General features: G+C 39.2%; 19 protein-coding genes. 6 read left to right on the forward strand and 13 right to left on the reverse strand.

Annotated elements, in window-relative coordinates; translation table 11 throughout:
* Positions 1-240 precede the first annotated feature (240 nt).
* The 3 genes from cobA to priA form a co-directional block, all read right to left on the reverse strand.
* Positions 241-993, reverse strand: a complete 753-nt coding sequence (gene cobA / locus IQ226_RS21065; protein ID WP_193898658.1) for a uroporphyrinogen-III C-methyltransferase — start codon at positions 991-993, stop codon at positions 241-243.
* Positions 986-1,729, reverse strand: coding sequence for a sirohydrochlorin chelatase (locus tag IQ226_RS21070; RefSeq protein ID WP_193898660.1), 744 nt, complete (start codon positions 1,727-1,729; stop codon positions 986-988). Before IQ226_RS21070 ends, cobA begins: the two co-directional genes overlap by 8 nt.
* 74 nt (positions 1,730-1,803) lie before the next feature.
* Positions 1,804-4,272: a primosomal protein N' gene (priA, locus tag IQ226_RS21075; protein WP_193898662.1), complete on the reverse strand. Its 2,469-nt coding sequence runs from the start codon at positions 4,270-4,272 to the stop codon at positions 1,804-1,806.
* A 1,223-nt stretch (positions 4,273-5,495) separates the two neighbouring features.
* On the opposite strand from priA, the gene IQ226_RS21080 reads away from it, so the two are divergent.
* From IQ226_RS21080 to IQ226_RS21100, 5 genes are all read left to right on the forward strand, one after another.
* Positions 5,496-6,665: an RpoD/SigA family RNA polymerase sigma factor gene (locus IQ226_RS21080; protein ID WP_027402234.1), complete on the forward strand. Its 1,170-nt coding sequence runs from the start codon at positions 5,496-5,498 to the stop codon at positions 6,663-6,665.
* Positions 6,666-6,767: 102 nt separating this feature from the next.
* Entirely contained in the window at positions 6,768-7,253 is a 486-nt protein-coding gene (locus IQ226_RS21085; protein ID WP_193898664.1) for a GNAT family N-acetyltransferase, read from the forward strand.
* 258 nt (positions 7,254-7,511) lie between these two features.
* Complete coding sequence (gene petJ / locus IQ226_RS21090) at positions 7,512-7,853, forward strand: cytochrome c6 PetJ (protein ID WP_193898666.1); 342 nt, start codon at positions 7,512-7,514, stop codon at positions 7,851-7,853.
* Between the two features lie 270 nt (positions 7,854-8,123).
* Entirely contained in the window at positions 8,124-9,770 is a 1,647-nt protein-coding gene (locus tag IQ226_RS21095; RefSeq protein ID WP_193898668.1) for an energy transducer TonB, read from the forward strand.
* A gap of 98 nt (positions 9,771-9,868) precedes the next feature.
* On the forward strand, positions 9,869-10,432 hold the full coding sequence (locus IQ226_RS21100) for a hypothetical protein (protein ID WP_193898670.1): 564 nt from the start codon (positions 9,869-9,871) through the stop codon (positions 10,430-10,432).
* A gap of 58 nt (positions 10,433-10,490) precedes the next feature.
* Here the strand turns inward: IQ226_RS21100 and IQ226_RS21105 are convergent, their stop codons facing one another.
* From IQ226_RS21105 to IQ226_RS21130, 6 genes are all read right to left on the reverse strand, one after another.
* On the reverse strand, positions 10,491-11,003 hold the full coding sequence (locus IQ226_RS21105) for a fatty acid desaturase (protein WP_370567206.1): 513 nt from the start codon (positions 11,001-11,003) through the stop codon (positions 10,491-10,493).
* Positions 11,004-11,515: 512 nt separating this feature from the next.
* Positions 11,516-12,397 (reverse strand): ACP S-malonyltransferase, encoded by an 882-nt coding sequence (gene fabD / locus IQ226_RS21110; RefSeq protein ID WP_193898672.1) that lies wholly within the window; start codon positions 12,395-12,397, stop codon positions 11,516-11,518.
* Between the two features lie 53 nt (positions 12,398-12,450).
* Complete coding sequence (locus IQ226_RS21115; protein WP_193898674.1) at positions 12,451-13,452, reverse strand: beta-ketoacyl-ACP synthase III; 1,002 nt, start codon at positions 13,450-13,452, stop codon at positions 12,451-12,453.
* A gap of 219 nt (positions 13,453-13,671) precedes the next feature.
* Positions 13,672-14,697, reverse strand: a complete 1,026-nt coding sequence (plsX, locus tag IQ226_RS21120; RefSeq protein WP_027402242.1) for a phosphate acyltransferase PlsX — start codon at positions 14,695-14,697, stop codon at positions 13,672-13,674.
* A 339-nt stretch (positions 14,698-15,036) separates the two neighbouring features.
* Positions 15,037-15,891: a DUF4351 domain-containing protein gene (locus IQ226_RS21125; protein WP_193898676.1), complete on the reverse strand. Its 855-nt coding sequence runs from the start codon at positions 15,889-15,891 to the stop codon at positions 15,037-15,039.
* Positions 15,881-16,093: a hypothetical protein gene (locus IQ226_RS21130; protein WP_228039580.1), complete on the reverse strand. Its 213-nt coding sequence runs from the start codon at positions 16,091-16,093 to the stop codon at positions 15,881-15,883. The genes IQ226_RS21125 and IQ226_RS21130 overlap by 11 nt, the downstream gene beginning before the upstream one ends.
* Before the next feature lie 41 nt (positions 16,094-16,134).
* Here IQ226_RS21130 and IQ226_RS21135 point away from each other — a divergent pair, with 41 nt between their 5' ends.
* The gene (locus IQ226_RS21135) at positions 16,135-16,350 is read left to right on the forward strand and encodes a hypothetical protein (RefSeq protein WP_193898678.1); all 216 of its coding nucleotides are present in this window, start codon (positions 16,135-16,137) and stop codon (positions 16,348-16,350) included.
* A 160-nt stretch (positions 16,351-16,510) separates the two neighbouring features.
* Here the strand turns inward: IQ226_RS21135 and IQ226_RS21140 are convergent, their stop codons facing one another.
* Genes IQ226_RS21140 through IQ226_RS21155 form a run of 4 tightly spaced genes read right to left on the reverse strand, consistent with a single transcriptional unit; the run spans position 16,511 to position 20,689 of the window.
* Complete coding sequence (locus IQ226_RS21140; protein WP_027402247.1) at positions 16,511-16,996, reverse strand: DNA-binding transcriptional regulator; 486 nt, start codon at positions 16,994-16,996, stop codon at positions 16,511-16,513.
* Positions 16,997-17,040: 44 nt separating this feature from the next.
* The gene (locus IQ226_RS21145) at positions 17,041-17,967 is read right to left on the reverse strand and encodes a hypothetical protein (RefSeq protein ID WP_193898680.1); all 927 of its coding nucleotides are present in this window, start codon (positions 17,965-17,967) and stop codon (positions 17,041-17,043) included.
* Positions 17,968-18,657 carry a restriction endonuclease subunit S gene (locus tag IQ226_RS21150; RefSeq protein WP_193898681.1) on the reverse strand — a complete coding sequence of 230 codons (690 nt, stop codon included), beginning with the start codon at positions 18,655-18,657 and terminating at the stop codon, positions 17,968-17,970.
* Between the two features lie 4 nt (positions 18,658-18,661).
* Positions 18,662-20,689, reverse strand: a complete 2,028-nt coding sequence (locus tag IQ226_RS21155) for an N-6 DNA methylase (RefSeq protein ID WP_193898683.1) — start codon at positions 20,687-20,689, stop codon at positions 18,662-18,664.
* Positions 20,690-20,838: the final 149 nt, after the last annotated feature.

Below are 20,838 nucleotides of genomic sequence, written 5' to 3' on the forward strand. Positions count from 1 at the left end.
CTCTCTATTTGATCACACTATTTTAACAAATAAAAGCCTGAAATCTTTGCTCGGCAATCTTTTCAGGCTTTACTTTCTCTAAATTTTTAATTCCTAAATTTGCTTTAGTATCTGCGGAATGTGGGTTACAAACTACTACCGGAAAGCAGAAGTCAAAAGTTAAAGGTCAAAAGTAATATTGAGTAAGCTTTTTGACGATTAAGAATGGTTGGTTTATTTACGCCGCAGTCTACTAGTTTATCATTTTTTCTCCTGTACAGAACCAGATAATATACCGTGCATCTTAACGACTGCACCAATTACAGCTATTGCCGGTGCAAGAAATCCCTTGGCTTCCACTTGTTCGACAATTGTCCCCAATTCACCAATTAATTCTTCCTGTTCTGGCCGAGTTCCCCAGCGAATTAAAGCAATAGGTGTATCTAAACTCAATCCAGTTAGGGTAAATTGTTCAATAATGTAGGGTAAATTGTGAATACCCATATAAATTACTATAGTTTCCGAGCCGTGAGCTATGGCTTGCCAGTTTACTTGGGGTTTATACTTACCAGCGGATTCATGTCCAGTTACAAAAGTGACAGAAGAACTATAAAGCCGATGGGTTAAGGGTATACCAGCATAGGCCGCTGCGGCGATTCCTGATGTAATTCCGGGGACAACTTCTACCTGGATACCTGCGGCTATTAATTCCGCCATTTCTTCCCCACCACGACCAAAGATAAAAGGATCACCACCTTTGAGGCGAACAACTATGGCATGATTTTCGGCTTTTTCAATGAGTAATTGGGTGGTGACTTCTTGTAACAGTGAATGTCTACCCATGCGTTTACCCGCGTTGATTTGTTCAGCTTGGGGATTGATCATTTCCAGCACTTCTGGACTCACCAAAGCGTCATAAATAACCACATCTGCACAAGCTAATAAACCTTTGCCTTTGAGAGTCATGAGTCCAGGATCTCCAGGACCAGCGCCGACTAAATAGACTTTACCCAACAACTTTTTCCTCTTCTGTGATGAAATTCTCAATTAAATCAGCAAATTCTCGACTTGTTCCCAAAGGTGGTGCGAGTTGAAAACTGACTGACGGAAATTGTAATTTTAGCGTTTCTACTGCTTGTGCGATCGCATCAGTTATCCCACCTGTAAATAAAAAATAGGGAAAAATCGCAATTTGTCTATAACCAGCAGTAATTGATTCCTGTACTCTTGTGTCTAAACTCGGAGGCACAGACCAATAGGCTGGAACTGCGCCGACACTAGCTGCTAGACTTTCCACAGAGGTATGAGAACCAGCACGGCGGCTACCATGAGCTAAAATAATTGCTATATCTGCTTTAACTGTCATCATCATTTTAGCAAAAAACTTTTCTAACCCAGGATAACTACCAATATAAGGGCGCAATTCTATGATCATGCCTTTATTTATCACCTGTTCTACCAGGGCGATTTCTGCGGGAATGTCAGTCATGACATGGAATCCCGGTAACAAAAATAGGGGAATAATTTGCAGCTTTTTACAGCCAAAAGCTTGAACGCGATTAGCAAAATCTTGAATTTGCAAATGTAAAGGTTGGATATTTGCCTCTAGGGTAGCAACTTCTATGAAATTTTCACCCGGGGGTAATATCTCTCTTAACAGCCCAGCTAATTGCTGCATAGCCAGATCTGGACGAGGATCACGACTCCCATGGGATACTAAAAGATAAGCGGTACTGTTGGTAAGTTGCATATTACGTCTTATGTGAGTTGGAGTAGCATTAAATCCTGTAAATCCTGATTCAGACAATAATTTATTTTCCGCGACTACATAATATTAATGGGATCTACATCAATTGTTAAACTCACAGAAGCGGGAGAAAGCGATCGCACCTCTGGCCAATCTGGTAAATTCGGTAAAGCATCAGGAGCAAACTTGAGTAATATTTGCCAGCGATAACGGTTAGCTACTCGTAAAATACTAGCAGGTGCAGGTCCTAATATCTCAAATCCTTCTTTACTGCTTAAAAATGTAGCAATGATTTGGGCTGTATTTTGGACTTGAATCGGATCTAAACTACTTAACCGCAATAAAATTAATCTCCCATAAGGAGGATAATTCAGAGCTTGTCTTTGTGCTAACTCTGCATCACAAAAGGATTGATAATCGTGCTTTTGCACAGCTTCAATAATCGGATGTTCTGGAGTATAGGTTTGGACAATTACCCTACCTGGATCATCCCCTCTTCCTGCCCTTCCTGCAACTTGAGTCAGAGTTTGAAATGTGCGTTCATTGGCGCGATAATCAGATAAATGCAATAATCCATCCGCAGCGACGACACCCACAAGGGTAACTTGGGGTAAATCTAACCCTTTTGTTAACATTTGTGTACCTACTAATAAATGTGCTTCACCATTAGCAAATTTAGTCAGGAGTTCACGGTGCGAACCTTTCTTTGTAGTTGTGTCGCTATCAAAGCGAATTATTTTCAAATTGGGAAATTGTTTAGTTAATTCCTGTGCTACCCGTTGAGTACCGCTTCCGAAAAACTTTAAATAAGGGGAACTACATTCGGGACAATGGGGAGGATGTAAACGCCCATAATTACAATAATGACAACGCAATAATTCCGGCGCTCCCGCTTCCACATGATGATAAGCTAGGGAAACATCACAATGGGGACATTCCAATACATAACCACAACTGCGACAAGAGACAAAGGTACTATGTCCCCGCCGATGAATAAATAATATTCCCTGTTGTTGTTTTTCTTCCAATTGTTGCAGTGCATTTTGCAACTTTCTACTAAAGATAGACCGATTTCCCTCTTTTAACTCTTGACGCATATCCACTATTTCCACAGGTGGTAATGGCCGCGAGTTAATCCGTTCTGGTAATGAAAGATATTGATGATTTCTACTTACCCAACTTTCTAAAGAAGGAGTTGCTGAACCTAAAATGAGGGGACAATGTTCTAATTCGGCTCGCCATTGGGCGACAGTGCGGGCGTGGTAAGTAGGAATGGGGGAATCTTGTTTAAAGCTGCTATCGTGTTCTTCGTCCAGGATAATTAAGCCTAGATTGGGTAAAGGGGCGAAAATGGCGCTGCGAGTCCCAATGATGATTTGCGGCTCTCCTGTGAGCATTTGTCGCCAAGTGTCGTAACGTTCACCGTCGGAAAGGGCACTGTGGTAAACGTGGACTTTGTTTCCAAATCTGGCGCGGAATCTGTCTGTAAGTTGGGGAGTAAGTCCGATTTCAGGAACTAAAACCAGGGCGGATTTTCCTTGGGCGAGTAACGGTGATATGGCTTGTAAATATACTTCTGTTTTTCCTGAACCTGTCACCCCATGTAACAATACTTGAGTAAATCCAGTTAAGGAATTAATTGTTTCTAAGGCGTTATTTTGGGCTGGTGTTAAGGATTTCGCCCAATCTCCGGCTACTGTTGCTCCTTGTTCTCGACGTAATATTTCTCTGTCTTCAATGACTATATATCCTTTATCTACTAAGGCTTTCAGCGTAGATGTGCTGGTAGCGCAAAGTTGCAATAATTCACTTTGCCACATTTCCCCGCCTTGTCGGCGTAAAACTTCGACAATTTCTTTTTGACGGGTTGTTAAATCGTCATCATGATTATCCAGAAGTGTGACAGCTTTTTGTAATTTAGGTTGGGTGAGTCGTGGCGGTTCTAAATAGTTTTCTGCTAATCCCAAACGGATTAATTCCCGAATACCTCGATATGCAGCTTTAACTTTTTGTTGAATGTAGTGATAACTATAGTCTGCTGTGGGGGTTTTTTGTAAAAGTGTGATTACTTGCTGGGCTGTAGGGCTAATGTAAATAGAAAGATTTTCTCTACCCAAGGGAGTCAACCGCAGACGACGTTGTGATCTTCCTAATAATCCCGGTGGTAATGCGACGCGAATTACCTGAATTAGAGGTGTATAGTAATAAGCTGCAACACGATTAAGCAAAATCCAATAACCAGGAGGGAAAAACCCTTCACTAACTACATCTTCTACTTCTCGAATTTTTTCTATTGCTAAATCTGTTGGTGGGTGAGTTAATAAGCGAATAGCGATCGCACCTACCTGTGTTGCACCAAAAGGAACACTTAAAATATCCCCTGGTTTGATTTCTAACTGTTCGGGTATTTTATAGGTAAATAAATCTGAACATCCTGGACAATCTACAAGCACTTCAACCCATTGGGACAACTTTGGTTGAGATTGATATAATCCTCCTGGTTCGGATACGGCTATAACCGATGAATTTACACTAATAGTATACATAATTTCTCAATTTATAAACAAATATTCTACTTACAGACTTGGTTAATTCTATTCAAGCTTACCTAACTATATCCTTTGATTTTACCTGCTGTAAATAGTATTTTACAATACTTCAATTACACATAATACTTGATAATCTGGAATTTATGTAATCTACCAGACAAATTATCTCCTAGTATCCGAGTAGTAAATACTTGAGAATTGATTTAAGTAGGTGAACAGAAAAATTTAAAGGTATGTGAAGAAAAGTAAAATCAGTCAAAACTCTCTTTCTGTTCCCAGTTAAGAGTTCCCTTGCCCCAACGACAATTTTTAACGCCCACCTACTTACATACTTGTGTTCGCAATCTGCCAAATCTATCTTGAGAAATACATTCAGAGAATGAGGAATTATGAGTAATAGGCAATGAAGTCAGGATTCAAAATATAGAATAAATCTGAGATAAACCTTTTAGACAAATTCTCGTATCACAAGTATTCTAACTCTTAAATACCCATGCCATCTATATCCCATCAGCGCATTAAGTGTTGAATTATTATTTATAACTTCTTCCGTAATTGTGTTATTAATTAAAACTCATTTTGAACTACGAAATCAGGCATAGAGTTTTTCCACCTATTGATAGATATTAAATATTTTTTTAATATGCGATGCTTTTAAACGATAAATACTATCCGGATTGGAAGTTTCTATTTTTGTATTTTGGATTATTTAGTAAATTTTCGTAGAAATAACTCTAGTAACAAAATGGCGATTTATCCAATTACTCTCATCTGCCAACCCGGACAAACATAGAAACTTTGCAAAAAATACACAAAAATTTAATATATAGCTTTCCTGGCTTATTCATGGAGGTGCTAAACAGACAACAGGCAACAAGCAATAGATTTTTTCACAGATCATTTAGGATGGATATATAGGAGTGTTTATCCACATTTTGGATATTTGTTAAAGTGAGTATCAGGGGGTTTGACATATTTGCTAATTAAGAAAAGAATGAAGAATATGCCGAGATATCTGCCAAAAAAGATAGTTTTTTGTGGGTGCTAAAACCAGTAATGATCATAGGTTGTATCTAGCCATAACCAAAAATAATGGACAAATACTGATTTACCTTCCAGATAAGGAATGATCAAAAAGAGAGTCTTTTGCTAGAGAAAAAGGGTGTATTTGTCCTGAAGGGAAAACTACCCAGTCTGAAACAGGCTGTTGTGATTAAATTATGTACCAAACAAAGCAACCATCCCTAAAGGAAACTATGAATCTTGCTGAATTGGGAACAATGGAAATACTAGAGAATATTACTGATCATGAAGAACCATCAATCGAGAGTTTAGATCAGGTAGTATATGAAGATACTGCAATTGTCGAAAACCTGGAATCAGAAGAACGCAATGGCGATGACATGGCCGCAGCCCGTCCTTCGGGATATAATAAAACCGAAAATGATGATGCGGTCGGTGCATTTTTTAAGGAAATGGCGCGTTATCCACTACTCAAACCTGATGAAGAAGTGGAATTAGCCAGACGAGTGAGATTTTTGGAAGAAGTCAAAGAATTGCAAGCAGCATTGGAATTGGAACTAGGAGCGCACCCTAGTAAGGTTCAGGTGGCTTTGCAGTTAGAAATGACAGAAAAACAACTGGAAAGCCGCTTGTATCAAGGTAGAGTCGCCAAGCGAAAAATGATTCGCTCCAATCTCCGGTTAGTTGTATCTATTGCTAAACGATATTTAAATCGTGGTGTCCCTTTTCTCGATTTGATTCAGGAAGGAGCAATGGGTTTAAACCGCGCTTCTGAAAAATTTGATCCCGATAAAGGATATAAGTTTTCTACTTATGCTTATTGGTGGATTAGACAAGCAATTACCAGAGCGATCGCTAATGATGCCCGAACTATTCGCTTACCAATCCATATTGTTGAGAAACTTAATAAACTAAAAAAAGCCCAACGGGAACTCAAACAAAAACTCTCTCGTAACCCAACGGAAGCCGAAATGGCTGAATCTTTGGAAATTACGGTTCACCAACTACGTCAACTGCAACAACTTCGACGACAAGCACTTTCCCTTAACCACCGTGTCGGTAAAGAAGAAGACACAGAATTAATGGACTTGCTAGAAGATGAAGATAACCAGTCTCCCGAAGCAAAAATGAACGAAAATATGATGCGTCAGGAAATTTGGGAAGTTCTAGGAGACGTACTCACCCCAAGGGAAAAAGATGTTATTTCCCTCCGCTATGGACTCACCAGCAGCGAACCCTGCACTCTCGAAGAAGTGGGTAATATGTTTAACCTTTCCCGCGAACGAGTTCGTCAAATCCAAAGTAAAGCCATGCGAAAGTTACGTCGCCCCCACATAGCCAAACGGTTAAAAGGCTGGTTAGTATAAGTTGTTAGTCATTAGTCATTAGTCAGTTGTTAGTTGTTAGTTGTTAAAAAATTAAACCTCTTAAGTATAAACTGTAAACTAATGACCAATGACCAATGACCAATGACTAATTTAATCATCCGTTTTGCCCAACCCAGTGATGCTCATACCCTATTTGCATTAATTCAAGGACTTGCAAAATATGAAAAACTATCCGATGCTGTGATTGGTAATGCTGAAGCCCTCAAAGATCATTTATTTGGTTCACCAAAATATGTAGACGCAATCTTAGCTGAATCTCAAGGTCAAGCTGTAGGTTTTGCTATATTTTTTCATAATTATTCAACATTTCTCACCAAGCCAGGACTTTACCTCGAAGATATCTTTGTTTCGCCAGAATATCGCCGCCAAGGCATTGGTAAAGCACTTTTGGCAAAAGTAGCCCAAATAGCTTTAGAAAGGGATTGTGGACGCTTAGAGTGGAGCGTTTTAGATTGGAATGTGTCAGCCCAAGCATTTTACCGGAATATGGGCGCGGATATTTTAGATGATTGGCGGATTTGTCGTGTCACTGAAAAGGGTATTTCAGGATTAGCCAATCAAAAATGAAGTTTAAAAGATCAAGGAGGAATCCGAATAATTTACCTTTTATGTTTCATAATTAATTTCCTTTTGCTAATTGTAAATTTAAATTCACATAAATTTACCTTCAGCCTAAACCCTCAAGCTATCAATCAATTAATCGCCAATTTCCCATAATTGAGAACCAAGTTTGACAGCTTGTCGTTTGACTAATCCCACAAAATCAAATGAGAATTGTAGAGGATACTTGCACGGATTCAGACATTGTTGTAGAGAGAACACCACATGAAAAAGATCATCTCAATATTATTACTAGGCATAACTATCTTCACGTTTGCCTTCAGTAGTCCGGCTTTGGCCGCGGACGCTGCTAGTGGCGCGGCAATATTTAAGGCTAATTGCGCTCAGTGTCACACGGGGGGTGGGAATATAGTTAATCGCGCGAAAACCTTGAAGAAAGAGGCTTTAGAAAAGTACGATATGTACTCGGCTGAAAAAATTATTGCTCAAGTTACTAAGGGTAAAGGCGCAATGCCAGCCTTTGGTAGGAGATTAAAACCAGCACAAATAGAAAACGTAGCTGCTTATGTACTAGAACAAGCTGATAAAGGCTGGCCAAAAAGGTAGTAACTGTTCACACTCCCCCCTATCTTTAACGAGAGATCAAGGGTTTCGATAATTTTAGAGGGGGGGAGTGAATAACTACAAAAAGACTAACTTGATGGCTTAACAATGTGCGGGGCTTTTCGCTTATTATTCCTATAGTTATAGCAGTATTCACTCTTTGTGAGATACAGTCAGCAACCCGCAAAGCCGGTAGGGGCGGGGTTTCCCCGCCCTAGATTGTGTTTCATCAAGCGTAATAACTGTCATATTATTCATAACTAATCATAAAATATGAGTTTATCAAGCATCACTATAGAGCAACGCGAAAAAGAGGCTGAAGCCTTAAAAACTTTTCTTGTTTTTAGTTTTATTGGCTCATTAGCATTACATACTGGACTACTAGCTTTAGCTATTAATAAGTTTTTCTTCAAAGTACCTGAAGTTATAAGTGAACCAGTTGAATTGACAATTTTGGAAACTCCCCCTCAGAAACCAATCCAACCACCAGTAGAGATCAAATCCCAACCAAAAACAAATTCTGGTGGTGGTAATGAAGGTGGCGAAATTTCCATACCTAAAAAAGTAACTATTAGTAAAATTAAGTCTTCTGTTGCACCTGTAAGCAAACAGTCTCAACCAACAGCCAATAATAATCTTCTTAGTAAACAATCCCCAATACTCACGCCTCCTCAAACCGCAATCATACCAAATCTTGTAAAAAATACCCCAGTAGTCAACACAAATCCTGAACCAACAATAGCACCAATCCCGACAGAAACTAAACCAATTCCAAAATTAGATGAAAATTCAAATACCCTAGCATCTACTCAACCTCAATCAGAAACTAAACCTACAGAAATCCCATTATTAAAGCCAGAAACTCAACCCAATACTAGTTCTAATATTATCCCCAGCAACTCCACTACTTCCACGCCAGTTTTGCAGAATAGAAATATTTTAAATAATTTAGGTAATCATCGCTGGAGAAATATTTTAGGTAAAGATTCCGGTAATGGTGTGGTGAATAATTTCGGTAATGGTGTGGGAAATAATTCCGGTAATGGTGTGGGAAATAATTCCGGTAATGGTGTGGGAAATAATTCCGGTAATGGTGTGGGAAACAATTCCGGTAATGGTGTGGGAAACACAGCAAAGCCAGAAAATACACCAATAGCTACTGCACCCAAACCTCCCATCGAAAACAGTTCTAAATTGAATCGTGCGGATTGTCTACAGTGTCAAATTAAGTATCCAGAGAGAGCCAGACGGCGAGGCACAGAAGGAAATCCAGAAGTTGCTATTGACACAGATAATCAAGGTAATGTTACGAGAGTACGGTTGATCCGTTCCAGTGGTGATAGTGAACTAGATGAAGCTGCTCAAAAAGCTGCTCAAGAGTGGAAATTAACGCCCACAGAAGCAGGAAGAGAAGGAGTAAGAGCCTCGGTTAACTTTGCTATTAAAGGATCACAGCGTCACCGTAAACTTCAAGAACGCCAAATAGAAAAACAGCGAGAAGCCATTAATAAAAAACCGGAACAAGAAGCTGCTGCTTCCACTTCGATAGAATCACGTCAACGCAATCGCAGAAAAACGAATGTTATTATTACCGATATTCCATCCGAAAATATAACTAGACAGAGACAAGAATCTGCACCCTCCAAAAGTAAACCAGTTTCACTACCCCGTCAGTCTATTGAACCTGAACAACCCAAGCAAACAGAAGAATCTCCAGCCCGTCGCCGTTCAGTTCAGCCCGTAAAATCTGACACGAGTAATCAATCGGACGAAGGTAGAACCGAAAGAATACAAAAAAGTCAGAGACGCTTAACAGAAGTCCTCCGTCGTCGTCAAAAGTCTGCTGATTCACCACCAGCAGAATCTCCCGCACCACTAGAACCTGCGACTACATCACCAACTGAGTCTAAAAGTCAATAGTGCTAAGATTAGTACCCGACAACAGATTTTTAGTGTGAAACTTGGGTAAGTCCTATGCCAAAAAGCGTTACTCTAGATCATAAAGTTCAAAAATAATTATGACACCGGAAGACATAGCGGGTACGTTAACAGAGTTATTTAGTGCTGAAGTTGTAAAATCTATCGCTCCTGGTTCTTGGCAAGTAGAAACTGCTGATTTTCGGTTATTGGTGCTGCTTTCAGAAGATAATACTTGGTTGCGGGTGTTATTGCCAATTATGCCTTTACAAGAAGCTACAGCCTTTATAACGCAGTTTCTAGAGGCTAATTTTGATGATACTCAGGAAACACGGTATGCTGTTTATGATGATGTAGTTTGGGGAGTATTTCAGCATAATAGTGGGACTTTGACTAATGGAGATTTTGCTAATGCGATCGCTCGTCTGATTTCATTATATCAAGCTGGTGTTCATGATGTTTTCAATAATTTAGTAGAAACTCGTATCCGCGAAATTATTAAAGCCGCAAAACAACAGGGACAATCCTTAGAAGCAACTATGCAAAATCTAGATCGTTTTTATGCCGAAGGATTGTTAGGAGATATTGACCAAAATGCCCAGGGAAGAGAACAAGTTTTAGCAGCTTGGCAAAGACAATTAGAACGTCTTTGGATGGAGATATAATCGAGTTGACAAGGGAAAGTTTCTAGATTACTTCTCCATAGGTTCTGATTAAATTTGACTATAGATCTGTGAGATTTATCCCTAAGATTGGACAGTTTATGAATTTATTTCCAGACCAATCTGTGAAGGTATGATCATTTTTGTAATGTCTGGGTGTTTGCATCATTAATTCCCAGGCTTTTCCAGCATTTAATAAGTTGAATCTTTTCGGGTAATGTGTTTGTAATAGTTCTTGCACCATTGGCGCATAATCTGAATTCATACCGGGGAAAATGTGATGTTCTGTATGGTAAGAAAAATTCAAATGCAAAAGGTCAAATAGTTTGGGAACTCGAATAGAGAGACTATTGATGAGAGGATCATTCACATTTGTCATGGGGCATAACAGATGATTGGTATAGATATAAAATATCAGCCCCCCATAGCCTATCCAAATGGGCAAGAAGTAGCTAAGAAGTAGTTTAATGGCATGGAACTCCAGGTAAGTTAAGATCGTGGCATGGATGGCAATAATCATGAGTAATTCTATAGCGATCGCCCGTTGTTCTTTCACACTAACTGTAAAAGCCACTACAGGATACTTAGACTTACCATTTTAGCATACTCTGCTTGCGTCATCCAAGTTTTTTGTTCAAGTGTATTCATGAATATTTTTAGTTTTGTTTGCAGGTTGATTATGGCAAGTTTTAGGCAATTTCAAAAAAGTGTCAGGTTGGGTTTTTGGCTATCTTACTTTAATTTTGATAAATTACTGAGGTTCATTAACTAAATGTTTAAACAATATTTGTTAGTTAAGTTCAAACAATGAAATTGCGTAGGTTTGTTTGACGAAAGTAAACCAAACCCAACACTGTTCGGTCAAGGCGAAAAATCATTATATGGTAGGTTAGTTTGGGGAACGAAACCCAAGGTTTATGAGTATTTTTTGGGTTTCACTATCGTTCAATCCAATTTACATTTCTTTAACCGAACAATATTGAATGTTTAGATAATAGAACACAGACATCATAGAAAGTTTATGTTGCCAATATCGTCCCCATTAGGACTTATTTAATTTTGAATTGATCTGGCAAATCTACTCCTTTATTCAGGTAATTCAGCAGCATTACGAATGTTTTGCAAAATTAAACTAGGTGCAGTTCGTTTAACTAAACCAGTTAATACGTTACCAGGACCAATTTCTACAACTTTCTCAATGCCATCTTCTACTAATTGCAAACAAATTTCTCGCCAGCGGACAGAACCAGTCATTTGTTGAGAAAGACGCTGTTTTAAAGTTTCCGCTTCTATTGCTGGAACTGGATCTACATTAGATAAAACTGGAATATTTGCTGACTGAAAAATAACGGAATCGAGAACTTCTTGAAATTCCATTGCGGCTGCTTTCATTAAATGGGAATGAAATGCGCCGGAAACCTTTAAGGGGATAGCCCGTTTAGCTTTAACTTGCGACATCACAGCCTGTACAGCGTCTGGAGTTCCAGAAATAACAACTTGGAGAGGACTGTTATCATTTGCTAAAACTACATCAGGTGTGGCGCTAATAACTTTTTCTAATTCTTCTCGGTCAAAGTTCATTAATGCTGCCATCATTCCCCCAGCCGCACTATCCATTAATTCTGCCCGCCGTTTTACCAAATGTAACCCAGCCGACCATTCAAAGACACCAGCGACATAAAGGGCTATATATTCGCCTAAACTATGACCTGTAACTACGTCTGGTTGCTGTCCTTTTTCTCGCAAAATATCAGCAATAATACTTTCGATTACATATAAACTAGGCTGGGTATAAAGTGTTCTTGATAAGGTGTCAATATCACTTTGACATATATCTATTACAGACCAACCCAAAATTGCCTCAGCTTGAATAAATTTTTCTTTGGCAGATGGTAGAGTTAACAAGTCTATTCCCATTCCCAATGCTTGAGAACCTTGTCCGGGAAACACCCATGCAGTTTTAGTCATTTGTTATTAGTCAGTTGTCAGTTGTCAGTTGTCAGTTGTCATTTTTGACTTATCTATCTTCCCCATTGAAAAATGGCTGCCCCCCAAGAAAGACCGGCACCAAAACCAGATGTGGCAATGATATCATTAGGTTTAATTTTCCCGGCTCGCACTGCTTCATCTAAAGCCAGGGGGATAGATGCAGCGGAGGTGTTACCATAGTCGGCGACATTGCTGATAATTTTATGTTCGGGAATCTCTAAGCGTTCAGCAACGGAATTGATAATCCTTTGATTCGCTTGATGTAATACTAGCCAATCTATATTTTCCACTTTGAGATTAGCTGCAAATAGGGCTTTGTCTATCACTTCTGGGACTTTTTGCACAGCAAAGCGGTAGACTTCTTTACCGTTCATGGTAATAGGATGATATTTGCCTGTAGATACGTGAATATCTGGCGCTAATTCTGTGCTAGAGGCGTTATAGGCTAGGTTGAGACAATTGTTTTGAGAACCGTCGCTTTTGAGGCAAAATCCTAATAGGCGATCGCTTTGATTAGCCTGTAATATAACTGCCCCGGCCCCATCACCAAATAACACACAACTGCGTCTATCTTGCCAATCTACCCACCGAGAGAGGATATCGGCCCCAATTAAAAGTACATTTTGATAAACACCTGTTCTGAGGTATTGGGCGGCTGTGACTAAACCAAAGACAAAGCCAGAACAGGCAGCAGTTAAGTCAAAGGCAACTGCTTTGGTAGCGCCTAATTCACCTTGAACACGACAAGCAGTTCCAAACAGGTCATCAGGCGTGGAGGTAGCTAATAAAATTAAATCTATGTCTGCTGCTGTGATGCCGGCGGCGGTGATGGCCTGTTGACTAGCCGCAGTGGCTAATGATGTCAGTGAATCAGGGGGCAATGCTAACCGTCTTTGACGAATTCCTGTTCTTGAGGCAATCCACTCATCTGATGTTTCTACCAGTTGAGTTAATTCTTGGTTGTGTAAACGAGTTGTTGGGACTGCTGAACCACTACCTGTAATCGCTATACCACTGTTGAAAAAATTTTGCACTTCTTTTTTTCCTCAATTGTCAAGTGTCATTTGTAAATTGTCAGTTGTCTTGTTTGTGAGCATTAATAACGAGTACCAATGACAATCCCAATTTTAGATTTGAGATCAAGAATTTCAGATTTATAAAAGTATTTATGAATCTAAAATCCGCAATCTAAAATTGGATGACAAATGACAAATAGTTGTTAACTTAGTATCTCCATGTTGAAGAAATAATAGCTAACTACTTTCATTTTGGAGAATTTGATATTGGGATTGGAGTCTTTCTAGCACTTGATTATCTACGGCTTCTTTAGCCATACGAATGGCACTAAAAATAGATGGTGCTTGGGAACTACCATGACCAATAAAACAAATCCCGCTAACACCTAAAAGCAAAGCTCCTCCGTGTTCGGCATGATCCATGCGTTGTTTAACGCGCTTCAGATTAGGTTTTAAAATCGCTGTACCGATTTGACCGTGTATCCCTTGGGGTAATTCTTCTCGAAGAATTTGTAGAATTACGCCTCCAACCGCTTCGGCAAATTTTAATAAAATATTACCCACAAAGCCGTCGCAAACAATCACATCAAATTCACCGGATAATACATCACGCCCTTCAGCATTACCAGTAAAATTAATTTGAGTATTTTCCCGTAACAATTGGTGGGCGCGGAGAGCTACTTCGTTACCTTTAGTATCTTCTTCGCCAATATTCAATAAACCTATTTTGGGATTGTCTGTTCCCAAAACATACTGACTGTAAATTGAACCCATGACTGCAAACTGCTCTAAAAATTTAGGGCGACAGTCTACATTAGCACCAACATCCAGAATCATTACTGGTTTGCCGGCTTTGATGGTGGGGAATACTGTGCCAATTGCTGGGCGGTCAATTCCCGGTAATCTGCCTAATCGCAGCAAAGCTGATGCCATAGCTGCACCAGAGTGTCCAGCAGAAAATACAGCATCTGCCTGTTGATTTTTGACTAAATCCATCGCTATGTTGATGGAAGATTTCCGCTTGCGTCTAACTGCGTTGAGAGGATCTTCATCCATAGCGATCGCTTCCTCGGCAGGAACAATCTCCAAATCCGCCATAGTTGTCTTTGGCGGCATGATAGCCTCAATTTGTTGGGGATCTCCAACCAGTAATATTTTTACACCCAGTTCCTCTCGCGCCCGCAGTGCGCCGGCGACGATTTCAGTGGGTGCATGATCTCCCCCCATTGCGTCAATTGCGATCCTTACACCAGTCGATCCCATTGCTCAGAGCTTATAGAAACCTTACAAATTTTATCAGATTGCAATACTTAAAAATTTAAAATTCTCAAAAAAGCATAAGAAAATCTACTTTTTCTAAAACCCAGAGAATTAATATATTTGGTTTCGTTTAATTCCGCTTGTAAATTTTTATTCAGGATTAAATAAATAGTATTGATAATTACAGCAGTTTTAGCTGTCATGAGGTACGGTTTTTCATCACCAAGCCTGTAGGGGCGGGGTTTCCCCGCCCTCCGTTGTATTGCATTTAACTAATGTCACAAAGCAAATCAAAAATTAGATTCCCGACTTTTTAAAAAAATCGAGAATCTGGAAGAAACCTTATAAACTTCTAGGAATATGTGTATCTAACCAATTAACTAGATCAGATATTCCTGAAAAATCTAAAAACTCTTCTCCCAATATTTCTAATTGTTCAGTAGGTAATAAACGAATCCGTTCAACTATAAATGAATCCATTTCCCCAAACCGCCGATTCAAAAGACGATTCAGGAAACGAAAAGCTTCTTTCTGTTCTCCTATTTTTTCTCCTTTCTGTTCACCCTTTTGCAAAATATCCTGGTAAATTACAGATTCTTGCATAATATCCTCACTCAATAATTGACGAATTAGATTTTTCTCGAATCGTAAACCTGCTAAAATCTCTGTGTAAGCAGCAGTATTCTGTCTGGCTGGTACATCTGTAATTTTAGCAATTTCTCTGGCAACTTGGGATAATAACTCTGGGGCGGAATTTGTTTTTGTTAATGGTGCTAAGGGAAGTAATGCGGGGTTATTGAGAAATAAAGCTGAATCTTGCTCCCACATTCTGATGACTCGATAGTGATGAGTTGTCATTTCATCAATATAAGCCTCGGTAAAAGCGATTTCATTAGTTGTTTCCTGCAAGAAAATCACCACTTGGGTAACAGGTAGATGATATTGTCTAACTAATCTGACAAAATAATCCAACATTCTTAAGGGAATGGGAGTTTCTGATTTGGTTCTAGTTTGAAATTCTAAATGTAGGATTCTGTTTTTTGTTTGCAGCAATATAACGGAATCTGCACGAATTGGTTCAATGCTGAGTTCAGTTTTTAAGACTTTGATTTTTTCGACTGTTTCCGGTAACAACCAGTTGGCAAAATCAAGAGGATATTTTTCAGCTAGGATTTTACAGACATTATCAAAACTCACGATTTACACCCCTTTTTTGGCTGATAGTCAGTAATTCAATATTCAGGTTTTCTTTTACATCTTCTGGTGATTCAAACATGATCTCAAAACCTCCGTCGGGAATAGTTCGACGCAAAAATCTTAAATGGTCATCAGCATCTTGGCGGTTAGCAAAACGGGCGACGGTGTGAGATTGGGTAATTATTACAGTTCTGACTATCACCCAAGGATGATTTTAGGTAACAACTGGTTTTATCATGGTGAATGTCTCCTTACTTTAGGAAGCCGGAAGTCAGCGGGAAGCGTCGGAAACTTATTTGCTGGCTTCTGACAATATTTGTAATTTTGTTGGTGGGTTGCTGTGAGTGGGTTTTCATCGCTTCTAAACACTCTCATTTCATAGCTGTTGCGGTAAAAGCTGGGTTGCGTCATGGTCGTGCAGTCCGGGAACGACTAGCCATAGCCACATTCGGCACTTGAACAAGCGCAGTAATAGTAGTTCTTCAGGGAAGGTTTGATTTCTGTAACCTTGCCAGCTTTGGGTTCGGTGTTTTTTATATTCATGCTTGACAGTTGCCAGAAGCAGATGCTATTCTGACAATATACCTGTTAACCATGTAAATGTCAAAAATTTAAATGACTAACTTCCTACCTCGTATTTGAATCCGATTGTTTTAGCAACCAAGTCTAAATGTTTCGACTTTGAGCGAGTCGGTTCATAAATTCCATTTTCCCATTCACTAACTGTTTGCTGACGTACACCTAGCTCTTGTGCAAATTCTGCCTGTGTTAAACCAATTTGGAGACGTAATGCCTTAATTGATTTGCTATTCCATACCACTTTCCCATCTACAATTTGCACTTCTTCGCTATTAGTAAATTGGCGAAAAGTAATACATTGCTGATCAAAATCAACATTTTCAACCCGATATCCTGCTTCTATCCAGGCTGAAGCTTGTAATGCGCCTTTGCTGCGATTACTCCACCATGCCCGTTTACTTTTTGCTGAATTGGGTAAGGACTCTTTTATTAAACGCTCGATTTCGGCAAATGATAAAATTATTTCATTTTGTTCACTGCTATACAAAAAGTCTAGGAGTGGCTGGTATTTACTACCCTCCTTCATGTTACCTCTTCCTCTACTAACATCTATTATCTTCTATCAATTAGTTAGTCTTCAGTTAGCCTACGACTTTCAAAGTTATTAATATATCCTGGCTGAATAATTAGCTCTTTAAACTCTTTACAAATCAATCTAATTAACTCTTCATTCTCTCCTGTTAGATAACGTCCGTGCATCAGCCTATTCCTTAATACACGGAGGTCATTAATTTTTCTCGTGATTGTATCTCGTGTATTTTTATTAACAGTATTAGCAAAAATTGACTGAGGTAAATTTGATAGCTTATAACCTCCTTCTAAGTCATCAACTATACTAATCATTTTTGATAAATCTGTAAAATCTGCATAATAAAGCCACTGCATAAGTAGAGGATTATGTTGCTGGTAGTTAGCTTCATTTTCCTTATTCTTTAATGCTTCACTCTTACATTCTTTATATTTTTTAAGTCTATCTTCCCACTTATAACCATATTTCATTTTATATTTTTCAAGATTTTGTTCAGCATCTTCTATATATCTATCAAGAGTATCTTCCCAGCAAGAACCATACTTTTTGAGCATTACAGATATAATAAACTCTCTGACTGCGTTTTCAAAATTCATTACTAAAGGGAATAATCTCTCACTTCTCTCATCCCCATAAGAGTTATAAACAAGTGTTAATTTAGGAAAGTACGTTTCTGCTGCCTGTGCTAAAACCTTCTCAAGTTCGACAGGTTCAACCGGAACTGCCATTTCAACGTCAAAAGTTATTAAAGTATGAGAATTGATATGGGATTGCCAATGTACATTTAGGAGAAACTCAAAATTTTGGGTAACTGCTGCTTGCAATTCATATTGATTATTTAATGGGTTTAGAGGTATTGAATCGTATTCGTCATATACAGCACCCAAGTCATCGAAAAGATCATACAAGGCTCTTTCTAATTCCTCCTGTGGCTGTTCAAAGACAGTTAAGTAGCAAGCATGAATCATTTAGACTGCCCCTTGAAATAGCTTTCCAAAAAGCTTATAGGCTTCAGCACGGTGATGTTCAGCAGCTTCCGATAATTGCCCTGCCTCTTCTGTTAATCGCCGTGACTCCGAAACAATCTGTTTTTGTTCATCAAGAGGGGGGATAATTACAAGCAAATCATTTAGAGCAGTAATAGTTAACATAGGTTGAATGCTACCAGTTGAAAGGGAGTGAATAAGGGCTTGACCAACATCTGAATTGAGATAGAAAGCCAAGTAAGCAGGATCAATCTTGTCTGTTAAGCGCAATCTTGCAAGGTGTGTATCTATGTTGGCTGGTTCGTCAGATTCATAAACAGCAGCTATCCCCGGACGCATGATTAAACTAACCAGCACATCACCCTTATGAACTTGAGTTGCTTCAAGTTTCTTATGATCATCTGGACTTAGATAGCGTACATGATTAAAATTAATACCCTGTGCTGAAATATTACGTATTGAGAGTAAAGGAATACCATCCACATTTTCAAGACCAGTCACGGAATAACCACGCTTAGTAGTTCCTTCAACAACTAAAGTTCCCAGCTTAACCACTGGAAAAGGGCTTTTTTCTAACTCAGCCATTGCACCTGTCACCGACTGGGAGTAAGGTTCAAAGTTCCAGACACCCTTTTGACGTAACTGCGAAAGATTAACTATAGTTTTTTCCATTTAACTACCTTCCTAATAACCCAGCTAAATCTGTAATTGCTTTTCTCACTTCTGGAGGTTCATTAACTTCATCTTCTGAGGCAGAAACACGACCAGATGCGTCATAGCCAATATCATCAATCCTAGCCATGTAAATCTTATCATCCTGCTCAATTTCTAACTGACTTTCTGCTGTCAAAGCTATATCACGCTTTTCTAGAAGAACCACGCTAGTTTTTACAGCAGCGCCATAGGGTCTGAAAGTTTCTTGTGGTAAACTCACAATTGCTTTTAATCTTGCCCAGCGTAAAATCCAATCTCTTACATCCTGCGTTGTACTGTTTGCTAACACACCATCAGGTAAAACAATTGCTAACTTTCCCCCTGGTGCAAGAAATTCAAGACAACGATTAAGAAAAGCTACTTCTTGGGGAATACTTTTAACAACTTTACCATTTTTCTTTGTTACTCCATCCCTAGAAGCAAAATCTTTCAAAACATTATCATTTGTCACTTTAGATCCAAATGGAGGATTAGTTAAAATCATCGTTAACCCTCCCAGATAAAAACCAGGACGTTCTGGAAGTCCTTCTTTAATTCCTCCTGTAATACTACCCAATCTTTCCAGGGAATCCATAACCTTTAAATCGGCATATTGTGCGCCATTCATTAAAGTATTAACTCGCGCTACGTGCATGACATTTCGAGAATATTCAGCCCCAAATAAATGATTATCTCGAAACTTGATAAACTCTTGGGTTGGTTCTTCAGGATTAATCCCTTCTGCACTACCACCATTATTTGCGATCGCTTTTGCATATTCCTGTTTACGCACATAATCCAAAACGTGAGTCAACATCCGCGCTGAACCGCAAGCAGGATCACCAACATAATCATTTACTGTTGGTTGCAAAATTCCTACCATTAAATTAATTACAGGTGTAGGTGTGAAATATTGCCCCAAATCATCGCGGAAAGTCTTACTTAAAAAATCCTCAAATACTCCACCTTTGACATCTGCTGAAGATTTTCGCAAACTCCAAGGCTGTAAACGCTTGACGATTTCCATTGTCGTGTGTGGCTTGAATTGCAACACATCAGCTTCATTAAAAGCCAAACGCACACCCAAATCATCACCAAATTTTTTCGCTAGTGTGTCCCGTTCCCACTGCTTGGCTTTTTCAAATGTGTCTCTGACTTGAACTAATAAACGTTCTGGGTCTGTTTCATTACTGACACTAAATACATAAGCCCGTGATTCTCCTGTTTGCTTTACCAAGTCAATAGTTGCTTGTTCGTCGTACCACTTAGCAAACAAGAATTTAACCATTGCATCAACGGCTTCTTGTGGCTGCAAACCTTCATTATCTCTGAGAATAGAATGACATCCAGAACGGGTATCTCCCAAAACCTCCCGAAATTTATCACGGGATAGAGGTGTGAGTCCGGTTTGAATTCCATCTGCTTCACTAGGATTTAAAATTACAATAAAGGGACTATTTTCTGCTGCTTTACTGGCGCTTTCATATTTAGGTAAGTTACCAATTATTTCTAACTTACGTGGATAATCAAGGTCACGACGATAGATGTCTGTTTGTTTCCCACTGGTTAAAATTGCATAACGGGCAGAAGGTGAAGCACTCATATAAGAATTGAGTCGGTTAAGATGTTCTACCCAACCTTCCGCTTCAGTCCCACCAACTTTTTTATTTGTTTCCATAGCCTCTACTGTAATAAAAGCTACATCCAAATTACCTATAGAGTCAGCATAACGGTCATCGTAAACTACAATGTCCACCCGCCCTAGATAGCGTCTTCCGCCTTGATAAGTTCCCTCGGCAAAATCCGCATTTAGTTCTAATGCCATTGCTTCTAGTGGAACGCCGTACTCTTCCACTAAAATCTGAATTGCCCATATTGTTACAGGGTCTTCTGCTGGACGCACATAAGAACCATCAGCTTTAAATAATTTCTGTAGATTTATATGCTGGCGATACTTTTCTGGTACGTCAGCCGGATTTTTATAAGGATTAGTGAAATCGGAGAAAGGCATGAAGTTATGGAATACAGGTTACACCTAGCCTAATGATAGGCTATTTTGAGCGATCGCACTTTGATCTAGTTCCTATACAAAAACCGTAGGGGCGGGGTTTCCCCGCCCTGGGGTTTCCCCGCCCTGTTGAGGTGAAATTAAACTAACTT

Origin of the sequence: Dolichospermum sp. LEGE 00240, assembly GCF_015207875.1 — a bacterium.
Lineage (GTDB): Bacteria > Cyanobacteriota > Cyanobacteriia > Cyanobacteriales > Nostocaceae > Dolichospermum > Dolichospermum gracile.